The 13,856-nt window shown below is 59.3% G+C and carries 12 protein-coding genes and 1 tRNA gene; 10 read left to right on the forward strand and 3 right to left on the reverse strand.

All coding sequences use genetic code 11. The annotated features are described in order from the left end of the window. Window positions 1–49: 49 nt before the first annotated feature. From purT to FTE24_RS23570, 3 genes are all read left to right on the forward strand, one after another. On the forward strand, window positions 50–1,240 hold the full coding sequence (gene purT / locus FTE24_RS11160; protein WP_150229596.1) for a formate-dependent phosphoribosylglycinamide formyltransferase: 1,191 nt from the start codon (window positions 50–52) through the stop codon (window positions 1,238–1,240). Beyond that, the gene (locus FTE24_RS11165) at window positions 1,230–1,706 is read left to right on the forward strand and encodes a GNAT family N-acetyltransferase (RefSeq protein WP_150229594.1); all 477 of its coding nucleotides are present in this window, start codon (window positions 1,230–1,232) and stop codon (window positions 1,704–1,706) included. Before purT ends, FTE24_RS11165 begins: the two co-directional genes overlap by 11 nt. A gap of 65 nt (window positions 1,707–1,771) precedes the next feature. Beyond that, window positions 1,772–2,347, forward strand: a complete 576-nt coding sequence (locus FTE24_RS23570) for a CAP domain-containing protein (protein ID WP_150229592.1) — start codon at window positions 1,772–1,774, stop codon at window positions 2,345–2,347. A gap of 74 nt (window positions 2,348–2,421) precedes the next feature. Here the strand turns inward: FTE24_RS23570 and FTE24_RS11175 are convergent. Further along, window positions 2,422–2,494: transfer RNA gene (locus tag FTE24_RS11175), tRNA-Lys, on the reverse strand. A gap of 215 nt (window positions 2,495–2,709) precedes the next feature. Here FTE24_RS11175 and FTE24_RS11180 point away from each other — a divergent pair. From FTE24_RS11180 to gyrA, 5 genes are all read left to right on the forward strand, one after another. After that, a complete protein-coding gene (locus tag FTE24_RS11180) occupies window positions 2,710–3,531 on the forward strand; it encodes a GDSL-type esterase/lipase family protein (protein WP_150229590.1) in 822 nt (273 codons plus the stop codon). Window positions 3,532–3,618: 87 nt separating this feature from the next. Then, window positions 3,619–4,590 carry an ABC transporter ATP-binding protein gene (locus tag FTE24_RS11185; protein ID WP_150229588.1) on the forward strand — a complete coding sequence of 324 codons (972 nt, stop codon included), beginning with the start codon at window positions 3,619–3,621 and terminating at the stop codon, window positions 4,588–4,590. Window positions 4,591–4,604: 14 nt separating this feature from the next. Next, a complete protein-coding gene (locus FTE24_RS11190; protein WP_150230682.1) occupies window positions 4,605–5,576 on the forward strand; it encodes an ABC transporter permease in 972 nt (323 codons plus the stop codon). Window positions 5,577–5,669: 93 nt separating this feature from the next. Then, on the forward strand, window positions 5,670–7,640 hold the full coding sequence (gene parE, locus FTE24_RS11195) for a DNA topoisomerase IV subunit B (RefSeq protein ID WP_150229586.1): 1,971 nt from the start codon (window positions 5,670–5,672) through the stop codon (window positions 7,638–7,640). 24 nt (window positions 7,641–7,664) lie between these two features. Next, window positions 7,665–10,112, forward strand: coding sequence for a DNA gyrase subunit A (gene gyrA / locus FTE24_RS11200; protein ID WP_150229584.1), 2,448 nt, complete (start codon window positions 7,665–7,667; stop codon window positions 10,110–10,112). A 565-nt stretch (window positions 10,113–10,677) separates the two neighbouring features. Here the strand turns inward: gyrA and FTE24_RS11205 are convergent. Both FTE24_RS11205 and FTE24_RS11210 read right to left on the reverse strand, forming a co-directional pair. Then, window positions 10,678–11,418: an RluA family pseudouridine synthase gene (locus tag FTE24_RS11205; protein WP_150229581.1), complete on the reverse strand. Its 741-nt coding sequence runs from the start codon at window positions 11,416–11,418 to the stop codon at window positions 10,678–10,680. Beyond that, window positions 11,418–12,287 carry a class I SAM-dependent methyltransferase gene (locus FTE24_RS11210; protein WP_150229579.1) on the reverse strand — a complete coding sequence of 290 codons (870 nt, stop codon included), beginning with the start codon at window positions 12,285–12,287 and terminating at the stop codon, window positions 11,418–11,420. Before FTE24_RS11210 ends, FTE24_RS11205 begins: the two co-directional genes overlap by 1 nt. A gap of 226 nt (window positions 12,288–12,513) precedes the next feature. Between FTE24_RS11210 and FTE24_RS11215 the strand changes: the two genes are divergently transcribed. Next, complete coding sequence (locus tag FTE24_RS11215) at window positions 12,514–12,963, forward strand: flavodoxin (RefSeq protein WP_141445819.1); 450 nt, start codon at window positions 12,514–12,516, stop codon at window positions 12,961–12,963. After that, complete coding sequence (locus tag FTE24_RS11220; RefSeq protein WP_150229577.1) at window positions 12,960–13,730, forward strand: hypothetical protein; 771 nt, start codon at window positions 12,960–12,962, stop codon at window positions 13,728–13,730. The genes FTE24_RS11215 and FTE24_RS11220 overlap by 4 nt, the downstream gene beginning before the upstream one ends. The last annotated feature ends 126 nt before the right edge of the window (window positions 13,731–13,856 follow it).

Below are 13,856 nucleotides of genomic sequence, written 5' to 3' on the forward strand. Positions count from 1 at the left end.
ACACAAAATAGAAAAGGACAACACAAAAAGGCGTAGGAGTTGGTCAACGATGTGGGGGGCTCCATTATCCGCGGACGCGAAGAAAATGATGCTTCTCGGCAGCGGTGAACTGGGCAAAGAAGTCGTGATTGAAGCGCAGCGGCTCGGCGTGGAATGTATAGCGGTCGACCGCTACGCGGGCGCGCCGGCCATGCAGGTCGCGCATCGCAGCCACGTGATCGATATGCTGGACGCGCAGGCGCTGCGGGAGCTGATCCTGCGCGAGCGTCCGGATCTGATCGTGCCGGAGATCGAAGCGATCGCGACGACCATGCTGCAGCAGTTGGAAAGCGAAGGATTTCGGGTCATCCCGACGGCTACGGCCGCGAGGCTGACGATGGACCGCGAAGGCATTCGCCGGCTGGCCGCGGAGACGCTTGGTCTGCCGACGGCGGCGTACCGTTTCGCGGACACGCTCGAAGAGCTGAAGCGGGCCGTGTCGGAACTCGGCGCGCCGTGCGTCATCAAGCCGCTGATGAGTTCGTCGGGCAAAGGGCAGAGCGTGCTCCGCACGCCCGAAGACGCGGAGACGTGCTGGCAGTTCGCGCTGGAAGGCGCGCGCGCCAAGAACAGCACCCGCGTCATCGTGGAAGCGTTCGTGCCGTTCGAGAGCGAGATTACGCTGCTGACGGTGCGAAGCGTGTCCGGAACGACGTTTTGTCCGCCGATCGGGCATATCCAGCAGGACGGCGACTACGTGGAATCGTGGCAGCCGCATCCGATGGACGCCGCCAGGCTTGAAGAAGCGAAGCGTATCGCCACGGTCATTACGGACGAGCTGGGCGGATACGGGCTGTTCGGCGTCGAGCTGTTCCTGACGAAGGACGGCGTCGTATTCAGCGAAGTGTCGCCCCGTCCGCACGATACGGGCATGGTTACGATGGCCACGCAGGATTTGTCGGAATTCGCGCTGCACGTCCGGGCGATTCTCGGGCTTCCGGTCACGGAAGTCCGGCTGCTCACGCCCGGCGCCTCGGCCACGCTCAAAGCGAGCCGGGCAAGCGAACGTTTCAAAGTCGGAGGTCTGACGGAAGCATTGAGCGTTCCGCGTACCCAGGTTCGGGTATTCGGCAAGCCGGATTCAAAACCGGGACGCAGAATGGCCGTCGCGCTCAGCGCGGCGGAAGATGTGGAGACTGCGCGGAACCGCGCTCGCGAAGCGGCCGGTCTGCTAAAAGAGGAGTATTCGGATGACAACTAACGTACTTGAAAAAACAGCGGATCTTCGCACGGCTTCATGCGGCGACGCTGCCGTTCTGACGGAGCTTATGCGCAAACTGTCCTACCCTACGACGCCGAGCGTCATGCGGGAGCAGTTGGAGAGCCGCGAGAACAATCCGAATTACCGAACTTATCTGGCGGAACGCCACGGCAAAACGGTCGGCATGATCGCGCTGCGCCTCATTCCCGCCCGCGGGAAAGAACCTCAAATGGCGCAAATCGCCGGTCTTGTCGTCGACGAAGACTGCCGCGGCTGCGGCATCGGGCGTCAGCTCGTCGAACAGGCGGAAGCGTGGGCGGTCGAAAGCGGCAGCAAGCTGCTGTTCCTGACGGGCATCAACCGGGAAGAACGCCTCGGCGCGCACGAATTCTACGCGCGTGCCGGCTTCGAGAAATACGGCTGCAAGTTTATCAAGTCGCTCCAGACAAACACAAACATCCAATAAAGCCATCCCCTTCGGTTCCGGCTCTTTCGAGCGGAGCCTTTTATTCGATAGGAGGAACAACTTTAGTGCATACACAAGCAAAAAACGAACGTCCGTACGAAGCGGGTGCCAAGCCGCATCCGAAGCAGGGTTCGAAGCGTCAAGCCAAACGGTGGAAAACGCTCGCCCTGAGCGCCGTGCTGGCCTGCGGCGGATGGTTCGCCGCCGTGCCGGCCGAGCAGGCCCATGCCCAAAGCTTTTACCAGTCGGCCTATGCCAAGACGACGACCGACAAGTCGCAGTTTACGACCAAAGTCGTCTATCTGGTCAATCTGGAACGTCGCAAAGCGGGACTCAAACCGCTCGTCGTCGATGCCAGAACGGCAGGCGCTTCGCGCGTGAAAGCGGCGGACATGTCGAACAGGGGCTATTTCGACCATACGTCGCCGACGTACGGCTCGCCGTTCAACCTGCTGAAGTTGAAGCAGGTCTCGTACCGGGCGGCGGGGGAGAACATCGCGCTGGGACAGCGTTCGCCGGAAGCGGTCATGCAGAGCTGGATGAAAAGCGCCGGCCACCGCAGCAACATTTTGAATCCGAACTTTACGTCGATCGGGGTCGGCTACTATAACGGACACTGGGTTCAGCTGTTTATCGGCTGAGCCTTTCCGGGGGAAACCATGCAAAAAGAGACCCAACCTCTGCAGAGGTCGGGTCTCTTCGTTATATGAGAGAATGGGACATGTAGGACTTGAACCTACAACCTGTCGATTAAGAGTCGAATGCTCTACCAATTGAGCTAATGTCCCATATTTACGGTAACGGCCGCCCCGTTAAGTGACTGCATCTCTTGCTGGCGACAAGAAATATCTTATCACAGGCTGAATAGATCTGGCAAGCTTTTTTTGAAAAAAAGTTAAATCGGCGTCGAACTTCGTTTGCAAAGCGCGAAGCAAACCCGTATGTTAAAATTAAAGAAGATCCGGCGAAGCCTTGATTCGCCGATCAGGCAGGGAGGAACGGCATGAATTCGTGGAAATGGATCTGGCGGACGACGGCCACGCTGTCGGCCGCGGCTACGCTGCTGCTGGTGTTCGGCTTCGGCTACGGGGCGCGGGAACTTATCTTCCCGCAGGCGAATCCCGCCTCGGCGCAGGCGGAGGCCAACGCCGAGGCGCCGCTTGCGCAGCGCGAGCCGGCGGAAGAAGACGGCGCTTACCGTATCGCCGCGATCGGCGATTCGCTCGCGAAAGGGACGGGAGATGCGACCGGGCAAGGATTCGCGCGCCGTACGGCGGCGCTGCTCGATAACGAAAGCGACCGGGAAGTCCGGTTCTTGAACAATCTGGGTATCAACGGCATGACGACCGGCGAACTGCTGGAGGAACTGGACAAGCCGGGTGTCCGGTACGTATTGAAGGAAGCGAACGTGATCCTGCTCTCGATCGGGGCGAACGACCTGTTCCAGGGCGGAGCCGCGCTGCAGACCGGTACCGGCTCTCCGAGCGCCGCGGCGCTGGAGCAGGCGCTGCCGGGCACCGAGAAGCGGCTGGGCGAAGCGCTCGGCAAGCTGCGCGAGATCAATCCTTCCGCACGCATCGTGTATATGGGGCTGTACAATCCGTTCGGCGATATTCCGTCGCTGCGCGAAGCCGGAGACGCCGGCGTGACGAAATGGAACGCGGCGGTGTCCGAGCGGATGCTGGAGGGAGACAATATGCTGCTGACGCCGACGTTCGACTTGTTCCAACGCAATCCGGCGGCTTATTTGTCGTTCGACCATTTTCATCCGAATGCGTTCGGATACGAGCGGATCGCCGAGCGCGTCGTGCAGGGACTGCAATAAAACGGGGAATAAATCGGGAATCGGGTGTGCAAACAGTCATGCCGCGCGAATCCGGGCCGATATGAAGTAGGGAGAGGACGATGACGAATGCAACAGTCACCAGGCGGTTCCGTGCTGCATGTCCGCGATCTGAACAAGCGCATCGGACGCAGGACGATTATCCACAGCATCAGCTTCGACGTGCGGGCAGGCGAAATCTTCGGGTTTCTCGGTCCGAACGGCGCGGGCAAGACGACAACGATCCGCATGCTGGTCGGACTGATCAAGCCGACTTCCGGCAGCGTGGAAATATGCGGCTTCGATATGCGCAGGCAGCCCGAAGAAGCGCTGAAATACGTAGGTTCGATCGTGGAAAATCCGGAGATGTACCCGTTTTTGACCGGCTGGGAGAACCTGATGCATTTCGCGCGCATGCAGGACGGCGTCGGCGAAGACCGCATTCGCGAAGTGACGGAACTCGTTCATCTGGGCGGCCGAATCCATGAGAAAGTGCGCACGTACTCGCTCGGCATGCGGCAGCGCCTCGGCATCGCGCAGGCGCTGCTCGCCCGGCCGAAGCTGCTCATTCTGGACGAGCCGACCAACGGCCTCGATCCGAAAGGCATCAAGGAAATGCGCGCCTTCATCCGCGAACTCGCGGCCGGCGGACTGGCGGTGTTCGTATCGAGCCACCTGCTCAGCGAGATTCAACTGCTGTGCGACCGGGTCGCCATTATCGGCGGCGGCCGCGAGCTTGCGGTCGGCTCGGTCGAAGAACTGATCGGCACGGGCCGCGGATTGATTATCTGGGACGCGGAGCCGAGAAGCCGGGCGCTTGAGCTGCTCGGCGAATATGCCGATATCGCGGTCCTTGACGACGCCGCGGCGGCCGGGCTCGACGACACGGCCGCCGCGCTGCTGAACGAACGCAGCATCGTAACGGAGACGCCGGAAGAACGCGTGACCGGGGTGCTCGAACGCATGGTGCGCGAAGGAATCGCCGTAAGAGGCGTTCACCGCGTCGCTCCGACGCTGGAACGCTTTTTCCTGCAAACGACGGAGGGGGAAGGCATCGAGTGAAACGGTTTTGGGCCATGGTACAGAACGAAGTCGTCAAAATAGTCAAAAAGAAGCGTTTCTACATTGTTCTGCTGATCCTTGCCGTGATGGTGCCGATTTTCAGCTACGCGCAGATGCGGCAGTCGCTCGAACGGCAGGAGAGCTACGGCAGCGACTGGCGCCTCGAAGTGCAGCAGGCCATTATCGACAACCAGAATTCCCTGAGCAGCGACCGGGTGCCGCAGGAATGGAAAGTGTACCGGCAGATCTATATTCAGCAGATGCAGTATTACCTCGACAACGACGTCAATCCGAACGAACCGGGCGGCGTTACGTTCACGCGCGAATTCATTAACAATTCCGCTTCGCTGTTTCTTCCGCTCATGATTATGACGATCGCGTCGGACCTCGTCTCGTCCGAGCGGACCGGCGGCACGATCAAGATGCTGCTGACGCGTCCGATCCGAAGATGGAAAGTGCTGCTGAGCAAACTTACCGCGCTGCTCATGTTCGTCTCGCTGATCGTCGTGAGCGCCTACGTGATCTGTTACGCGATCGCGGGGTTATTTTTCGGCTACTCGGGCTGGACCATTCCGATCTTCACCGGGTTCGTGCTGAACGGCTCCGACGTCGATCTCAGCTACGTGCAGGCGACGCCCCAGTGGCAGTACCTGCTTATGCAGGCCGGGCTCGTCTGGTTCGTCGGCACCGTCGTGGCGCTGCTGGCGTTCATGGTGTCCGTCCTTGTGCGCAGCACGGCCGCGAGCATCGTCGTCATGATGGCCGCGCTTATCTCGGGTTCGATTCTGGTCAACATGGCGTCTTCCTGGACAAGCGCCAAATATTTGTTTATGGTCAATCTCGGGCTGACGGAGTACCTGGCCGGCAATCCGGCGCCGATCGAAGGCATGACGCTGGGCTTTTCGTTGGCCGTGTTGGCGGTCTGGGCAGCCGTTTCCGTCATTATTTCTTTTATCGTCTTTACGAAAAGGGACGTTTTGACTTAGAATGGGAAGAGCAAAATGAAAACACTTGTTTGCATTTCGGGATCTTGAGGTTCCGAAGGCAAAGGGCGAGCAAGAGAGAAAGAGGGAGAAATCATGGCCGAACAGATCGATACGGTGGAACAGACAGAGGCACGGATCGTCGAAGGATACGGCGCGGACGATATTCAGGTGCTCGAAGGCCTGGTTGCCGTCCGGAAGCGGCCCGGGATGTACATCGGAAGCACGAGCGCGTCGGGCCTGCACCATCTGGTATGGGAAATTATCGACAATTCCGTCGACGAACACCTGGCAAAACATTGCGACCGCATCGACGTGTCGCTCAACAAAGACGGTTCCGTCACGGTGCGCGACAACGGCCGCGGCATTCCGACCGGCATGCACAAGAGCGGCGTGCCGACTCCGCAGGTCGTCTACACGGTCCTGCACGCCGGGGGCAAGTTCGGCGGCGGCGGATACAAGAAGTCGGGCGGCCTGCACGGCGTCGGGGCTTCCGTAACCAACGCGCTGTCCGAATGGCTGGAAGTTGAAATTTATCGCGACGGCAAGATCCATCGCCAGCGCTTCGAATATCGCGTGGACAAAAAAGGAATCGAGCACGTCGGAGAGCCGGCAACGGGACTCGAAGTGCTCGGCAATACGAGACAGACCGGAACCAAAGTCACGTTCAAGCCGGATATTCGCGTCTTCAAGAGCGGCATCTCGCTCAATTACACGACGCTTGCCGAACGGCTGCAGGAGATCGCGTTCCTGAACTCCGGGCTGCGCATCGTGCTGACCGACCACCGGACAGACAAGACGGACGAGTTCTACTACGAAGGCGGCGCCAAGCAGTTCGTCGAATTTTTGAACGAAGGCAAGGAAGTGCTGCACGAAGTCGTGCGGTTCTACGCCGAGAAGGACGAGATCGAAGTCGAAGTGGCGTTCCAATACAACGCGGGGTATACCGAGACGATCGCTTCGTTCGTCAACTCGATTCCGACACGCGGCGGCGGTACGCACGAAACGGGCTTCAAAACGGCTTATACGCGCGTGCTGAACGAGTATGCGCGCAAGACCGGCGTCCTGAAAGAAAAAGACAAAAACCTCGAAGGCGGCGACCTGCGCGAAGGCATGATGGCCGTCATCAGCGTCAAGATGGGCGACGTGGAATTCGTCGGCCAGACCAAAGACCAGCTCGGCAGCGCCTCGGCGCGGAGCGCGGCCGACTCGATCGTCTCCGACAAGACGGCTCAGTTCCTCGAAGAAAATCCGCAGGTCGCGCAGATTCTGATCCGCAAATCGGTGCAGGCGGCTCGGGCCCGGGAAGCGGCGCGCAAAGCGCGCGACGAGATGCGCACGGGCAAGAAGCGCAGCGAAAGCTCCAACCTGAACGGCAAGCTGACGCCGGCGCAGTCCAAAGACTTCACGAAGACCGAACTGTTTATCGTCGAAGGCGATTCCGCGGGCGGTTCGGCCAAGCAAGGACGAGATTCCAAGATCCAGGCCATTTTGCCGCTCAAAGGCAAGCCGCTCAACCCGGAAAAAGCCAAATTGGCCGAAATTCTCAAAAACGAGGAGTATCGGGCGATCGTCTCGGCGATCGGCGCGGGCATCGGCCCGGAATTCGCCGTCGAAGACAGCAATTTTTCCAAGATCGTTATTATGACCGACGCGGATACGGACGGCGCGCATATCCAGGTGCTGCTGCTGACGTTCTTCTACCGCTACATGAAGCCGATGATCGACCAGGGCAAAGTGTATATCGCCCAGCCTCCGCTGTTCAAAATTACGCGCAAAGGCTCCCGCAAAAACGAAGTGTCCTACGCCTGGAGCGACGAGGAGCTGGAGAAGCTGACGAAGAACGCCAAAAACTTCGAACTGCAGCGCTACAAAGGCCTCGGCGAGATGAACCCGGACCAGCTCTGGGAGACGACGATGGACCCGACGAGCCGTACGCTGCTTCAGGTGCAGATCGAAGACGCGGCCAAAGCCGAGCGGCGCGTATCCACGCTGATGGGCGACAAAGTCGATCCGCGCAAGCGCTGGATCGTCGAGCACGTGGACTTTACCGAAGTCGAAGAATAAGCGACAGAAGGAGTTTTTTAACCAATGAGCGTACCGGAAGAACAATTCAAACCGGCTTTTCTCGAAGAAGTGGTCGGCGACCGCTTCGGCCGGTATTCCAAATATATTATTCAGGACCGGGCCATTCCCGACGTGCGCGACGGGCTGAAGCCCGTTCAGCGCCGGATTTTGTACGCGATGTACGAATCGGGCAACACGCCGGAAAAAGGCTACCGCAAGTCGGCCAAAACGGTCGGCGACGTCATGGGCAACTATCATCCGCACGGCGACTCCTCGATCTACGAAGGCATGGTGCGGATGGCCCAACCGTGGAAAATGGCGCATACGCTTGTGGACGGACACGGCAACTGGGGCTCTATCGACGATGATCCGGCGGCAGCCATGCGGTACACGGAAGCGCGCCTGTCGACGATCGCGATGGAAATGCTGCGCGATATCGACAAGCGTACCGTCCAGTTCAAGGACAACTTCGATAACACGGCCAAAGAACCGGTCGTGCTGCCGGCCCGTTACCCGAACCTGCTCGTCAACGGCGTCAGCGGCATCTCGGCAGGCTTCGCGACGGAGATTCCGACGCATAACCTGCGGGAAGTCATCGACGCCTGCATCGCGGTCATGGAAAATCCGGACATTGACCTGGACGGCATCATGCAGCATATCCAGGGTCCCGATTTCCCGACGGGCGGCATCGTCATGGGCGAAGCGGGCATCCGCGAAGCGTATTCGACAGGACGCGGCAAAATCCAGGTGCGTTCGCGCACGGAGATCGAGAATCTGCGCGGAGGCAAGCAGCAGCTCGTTATTACCCAGATTCCGTATCAGGTCGTCAAAGCCCGCCTCGTTACGGCGATGGAAAATATCCGGCTGGAGAAAAAGGTCGAAGGCATCGCTGAAGTGCGCGACGAGAGCGGCCGCGAAGGCATGCGCATCGTCGTCGAACTGAAGAAGGACGCGGACGCAAGCGGCATTCTGGCTTACCTGCTCAAGAAGACGGACCTTCAGGTCAGCTACAACTTCAATATGGTGGCGATCGTCAACAAAGCGCCGCAGCAGCTCGGCGTCAAGCCGATCCTGCAGGCGTATATCGGGCACCAGCGCGAAGTGATCACCAAACGGACATCGCACGAGCTGGAGAAAGCCAAAGACCGCTCGCACGTGCTCGAAGGTCTCGTCAAAGCGCTGAACATTCTGGACGAAGTCGTGGCGGCGATCCGGGCTTCCAAGAACCGTCAGGATGCGCAGAACAATTTGCAGTGGATGTTCGGCTTTACCGAGCGTCAGGCGGATTCCATTTTGACCCTCCAACTGTACCGCTTGACCAACCTTGAAGTGACGCAGCTGGAAAAAGAACATTCCGATCTCGAAAAGCGTATCGCGGTATTGGAAGGCATCTTGTCGAGTCCCCGGAAGCTGGACGCCGTCATCCGCAAGGAACTGACGGAGATCCGCGACAAATTCGGCATCGACCGCCGCTCCGAGCTGCAAAGCGAAGTCGAAGAGATCAAGCTGAACCTGGAAGTGATGATCCCGCAGGAAGAAGTGATCGTCTCGCTGTCGCAGGAAGGCTATATCAAGCGGACCGGCATGCCGTCGTTCACGCGTTCGGGCAGCGACCGGAACGCGTCCGGCGTGCGGGACGGCGATTATATTCGCCAACTGCTGGACGTCAGCACGCTCGATCGCCTGCTCGTGTTCACGCAGCGCGGACAATTCTACCTGCTGCCGGTGCATCAGATTCCGGAATTCAAATGGAAAGACAACGGAACGGCGATCGTCAACGTCATTCCGCTCGATAAGGAAGAGCGCATCGTCTCGATCATTCCGGTCAAGGAATTGGAAGAGTCCGAGCTGTCGCTGCTCTTTACGACCCGCAAAGGGCAGGTCAAGCGCACGATGCTGCGCGATTACGCGACCAAGCGCAGCGGCGGCATGGCGGCCTGCAAGCTGGGCGGAGACGACGAAGTGCTGCAGGTCAGCCTGAGCGACGGCAGCAAAGACCTGCTGCTCGTCACGGCGGAAGGCATGAGTATCCGCTTCGGCGAAAGCGAAGTGTCGGCCATGGGCCGGGTCTCGGCCGGCGTGCGCGGTATTCAGCTCAAGGAAGGCGATCAGGTCACGGCCGCGCTGCTCGTGACGGGCGACGACGGCGAGCTGATGGTTATCAGCGATCTCGGCTACGCGAAGCGGTCGATGCTGCTGGAGTATCCGTCGCAGAGCCGCGGCGGCAAAGGCATCGCGACGTTCGAATTCAAGGAAGGCAAGCGGGTCAAGCCGAACGGCAGCCGGCTCGTCGGCGCGTACAACACCCGCGCGGCGATGCCGGCGGTCGCAATCCTGTCCAGCGGGGAAAGACTCGAATTCCCGGCGGGCAAAGCGTCGCTGACCGAACGCAAACATATCGGCAAAGCGCTGCTGGCGATCGACAAGCCGGTCACGATCGTCGATCTGCTGCCTTCGTTCGAGAAGGAATAAAAGAAACACTCAATCTATCGACCCAGCACGAACATACAGGGGTCCGGCGGCTACTTTTGCGATAGCAGCCGGGCTTTTTTTGTATCAGGCGTAGGGATGCTTGGTTAAAACGGTAATCAAATCAAGGAGGGCTCAGTATGCCCCTAACGAGAAAAACGTCGAAAGGTCTTGCAAACGGCGTACGCAGTTCCGCTAAACATAAGCTTGCGCCTGCCTACAGGGAGAAACAGGGAGGTAAAGTAAAAGCACCTTCTCTTCGTTCAGTCCCAAAAAAGCCATCGGATCGGTATATACAGAAATCTCACGGTACGTCCGCCTTCGAAAGTACAGCAGTAGAAGAAAAAACGATTCCTGCTTACATGCAAGCATTCATTGGCAGCATCGATGACGCTACTGCAGCCAGATTGCTAGACGAACGACGCACATATGCAGCTGCTGACGACAATAGGCGGTAAGCTGCGGACATTTTAAGCGGATCATTTAGATAAGTGAACGCAAAAAAGGCCCCCTTGAAAAGGGGCCTTTTGCTTTCCGTATCGCGGAATTCATCTTGACGCATATTCCGTCACTCGCCGTGTTCCAGTTCGTCGCGGAGCAGCTTGTACACGTTGTCCGGCCACTGCGTCCACGGGGCGACGGCCGGGGGCATCGAGATCAGCAGCGTCGACGCTTTCGTGATCGGATGCGGGAAGCGCAGGCGGACCGACCAGAGCGCAATCTGCTCGCCCGGCTTCGTCTGCGACGCGCCGTATTTCTGGTCGCCGAACAGCGGGCAGCCGAGGCGGCTCATCTGGACGCGGATCTGATGCGAACGGCCGGTATGCAGCTCGACGCGGATCAGCGAACGGCGGCCGTCGTCGGCCAGCACGACGTAATCCAAAATGGCTTCTTTGGCGCCCGGCGTGCCTTTGGGTACGACCGACACCGTATTGCTGCGTTCATCCTTCAGCAGATAATCGACGAGCCGGCCTTCACGCTTGTGCGGAACGCCGTTCGTCACGGCCGCGTACGTCTTGCGGATCGCGTGCGTGCGCACCGCGTCCGACAGGCGCGAAGCGCCTTTGGACGTTTTGGCGAACACCATCGCGCCGCCGACCGGGCGATCGAGCCGGTGTACAAGACCGAGAAACACATTGCCCGGTTTGTCGTGCCGGAGCTTGAGATCGCGCTTGAGCAGCGTCAGCATATCGGGGTCGCCGCTTGCGTCTTCCTGCACCGGGATATTGACCGGCTTCACGACGCCGAGCACATGGTTGTCTTCCAGCAGCACGGGAACGGGAGGAACCTCCCGGACGTCGCCGTGCATCAGTTCGACTCCCAGCGACCGAGGATGCCGCATGGCAGCGTCAAGCCGGAACGGCTGATCGGCAGGCCGATTTCGCCCGCGCTGATCTGTCCGCCGTAACGCGGCTTCATCGTCATCTCCAGCATGTTCGACAGCACGGTCGGCGAGATGCCGGTCGTGTACGAGTTGATCAGCATGAACAGCGGGTTATCCGACAGAATCTGCATGCACGATTCAAGGAACGGATACAAGCTGGATTCCAGCTTCCATGTCTCGCCGTTCGGCCCGCGTCCGTAGGACGGAGGGTCCATGATGATCGCGTCGTATTTGTTGCCGCGGCGCTGTTCGCGCTGCACGAACTTGAACACGTCGTCCGTAATGAAACGGACCGGGCGATCGTTCAGTCCCGACAGCTGGATATTTTCTTTGGCCCATTGGACCATGCCTTTGGCCGCATCGACGTGCACGACGCTTGCGCCGGCGTAAGCCGAAGCGACCGTCGCGCCGCCTGTATACGCGAACAGGTTCAGCACCTGGATCGGACGTCCGGCGTTCTGGATTTTGTCCATCATCCAGCTCCAGTTCGTCGCCTGTTCCGGGAACAGGCCCGTATGCTTGAAGCTGGTCGGCTTGATATAAAATTTGAGCTTGTCTTCGTACGAGATCGTCCAGCGCTCCGGCAGCGACGACTTCCACGTCCAGCTGCCGCCGCCTGCCGAGCTGCGGTGATAATGCCCCGCCGTATCCCGCCACGGTCCGCTTTCGTCCGCGATCGGCCAGATGATCTGCGGGTCCGGACGCCGCAGGATCACGTCGCCCCAGCGTTCGAGCTTGTCGCCCGCGCCCGTATCGATCAGTTCGTAGTCTTTCCAGTTTTGAGCCATGTACATAGAGATTAAACCACCCTTATTTTGTCGTTGTTGCGCACGAATGTGAGAAAAAAGACTTTGTCGTTCGCTGTGATTCCCAGAGTATTATTGTACCCGAGCAGGGGGCAAAAAGCCAGAAATTCAAAAACAGTTGACATTGATAATCATTATCATTTATGCTGGGCCATATATAATTTCTTCGCTCGAAGAGATTCAGTTTTTAACAATCCAATCTGGAGGTCTGACCATGAGCAAACTGCTTCTCATCTATGCCAGCATGACCGGCAACACGGAAGAAATGTCCGAATTGATCACGAACGGGATCGAGCAGGCGGGCGGGGAAGTGACCGTCAAGCTGGTCGAAGATTGCAGCGCCGACCTTTTGCTGGATTACGACGGCATTATGCTGGGCGCTTATACGTGGGGAGACGGCGAGCTGCCGGACGAATACCTGGACTTCTATGAAGAGTTGGACGAAGTGGATCTGGCCGGCAAAAAAGCGGCGGTATTCGGCAGCGGCGATACGGTCTACGAACAGTTCGCCAAAGCGGTCGACCTGCTGCAAGACAAGCTGGCCGAACGCGGCGCGCAGATGGTGCTGGAGCCGCTCAAATTGGAACTCAATCCGTCGGGCGACGAACGGGAAGCGTGCCGCGCTTTCGGCAAAACGTTCGCGGGCAGCGCGGTCGGCGTATGAACGTCGTTCGGCATCGGCCGCCGCAGACGGCCGAACGCCCGGGGCTGCTGGAAGACCATCGGCTGGAACGCTGGCTGGCCTCGACCCGCCGGGAGCCGGCCGCACGGCCGCCGCAGCGCCGGCAGGAGCCGTATCACTGGACGCAGCGGGTGCAGTACGCCGTCGGCCACGCGGTCAATCGGTATTACGAAGCCGCGCCGAAGTTTCGGGAGCATGCGGATGCCGGGGAACTGGTCGATTACCGCTGGCCGCGCCGGATCGCCTATTTCGATTCGGAGGAGAGTTATTGGACACTCAAAGACCGGGTGACGCAGCATTTGCGCTCCTTTTTCGAAGAGAACGGCCATGAAGGGCAGCGTCCGGTTCTGCTGTACGAAAAGTTCGAAGTCCATGTTCCGGGTCTTGAGCTCGATCTGTCGATGATTTTCCAGTTGGCCTGGCAGGGTCAAGGCGGCGCGGGTCTGCATCTGCAGCGATTCGTCGTCGATGACGATCCCCGGGTGCTGGAAGGGTATCGCCACGCGGCCCGGGTGTTTTGCCGTCAGGCATTCGGAGCCGAACCTTCGAAGATCGAAGCGTATGCGGTGCTGAGCGGGGAACGGATCGTGTTGGACGCGGCAGACGATACATACGAAGATTCGCTCGATTACCTGCGCCTCGCCTACGGCGGCATGCACGAAGGCGGCGAAGCGGCATGTTCCTGCGGCCGCTGCCGCCAACAGCAAGAAGAAGAAGGAGCGACGGCGCGAAGCGCCTACGTGTGCTAAGCCGCAAGCCAAAAAGCTCCGCCCGTTAACGCGGCATGCGTTCGGGCGGAGCTTTTTTCGGAACTTTTTTTACGAAAAAAAGAACGTTTCGAAGCCTGGAGACGAAGCCGGCAGCGGGTTAGGCAA

Source organism: Saccharibacillus sp. WB 17, assembly GCF_008634075.2.
GTDB lineage: Bacteria > Bacillota > Bacilli > Paenibacillales > Paenibacillaceae > Saccharibacillus > Saccharibacillus brassicae.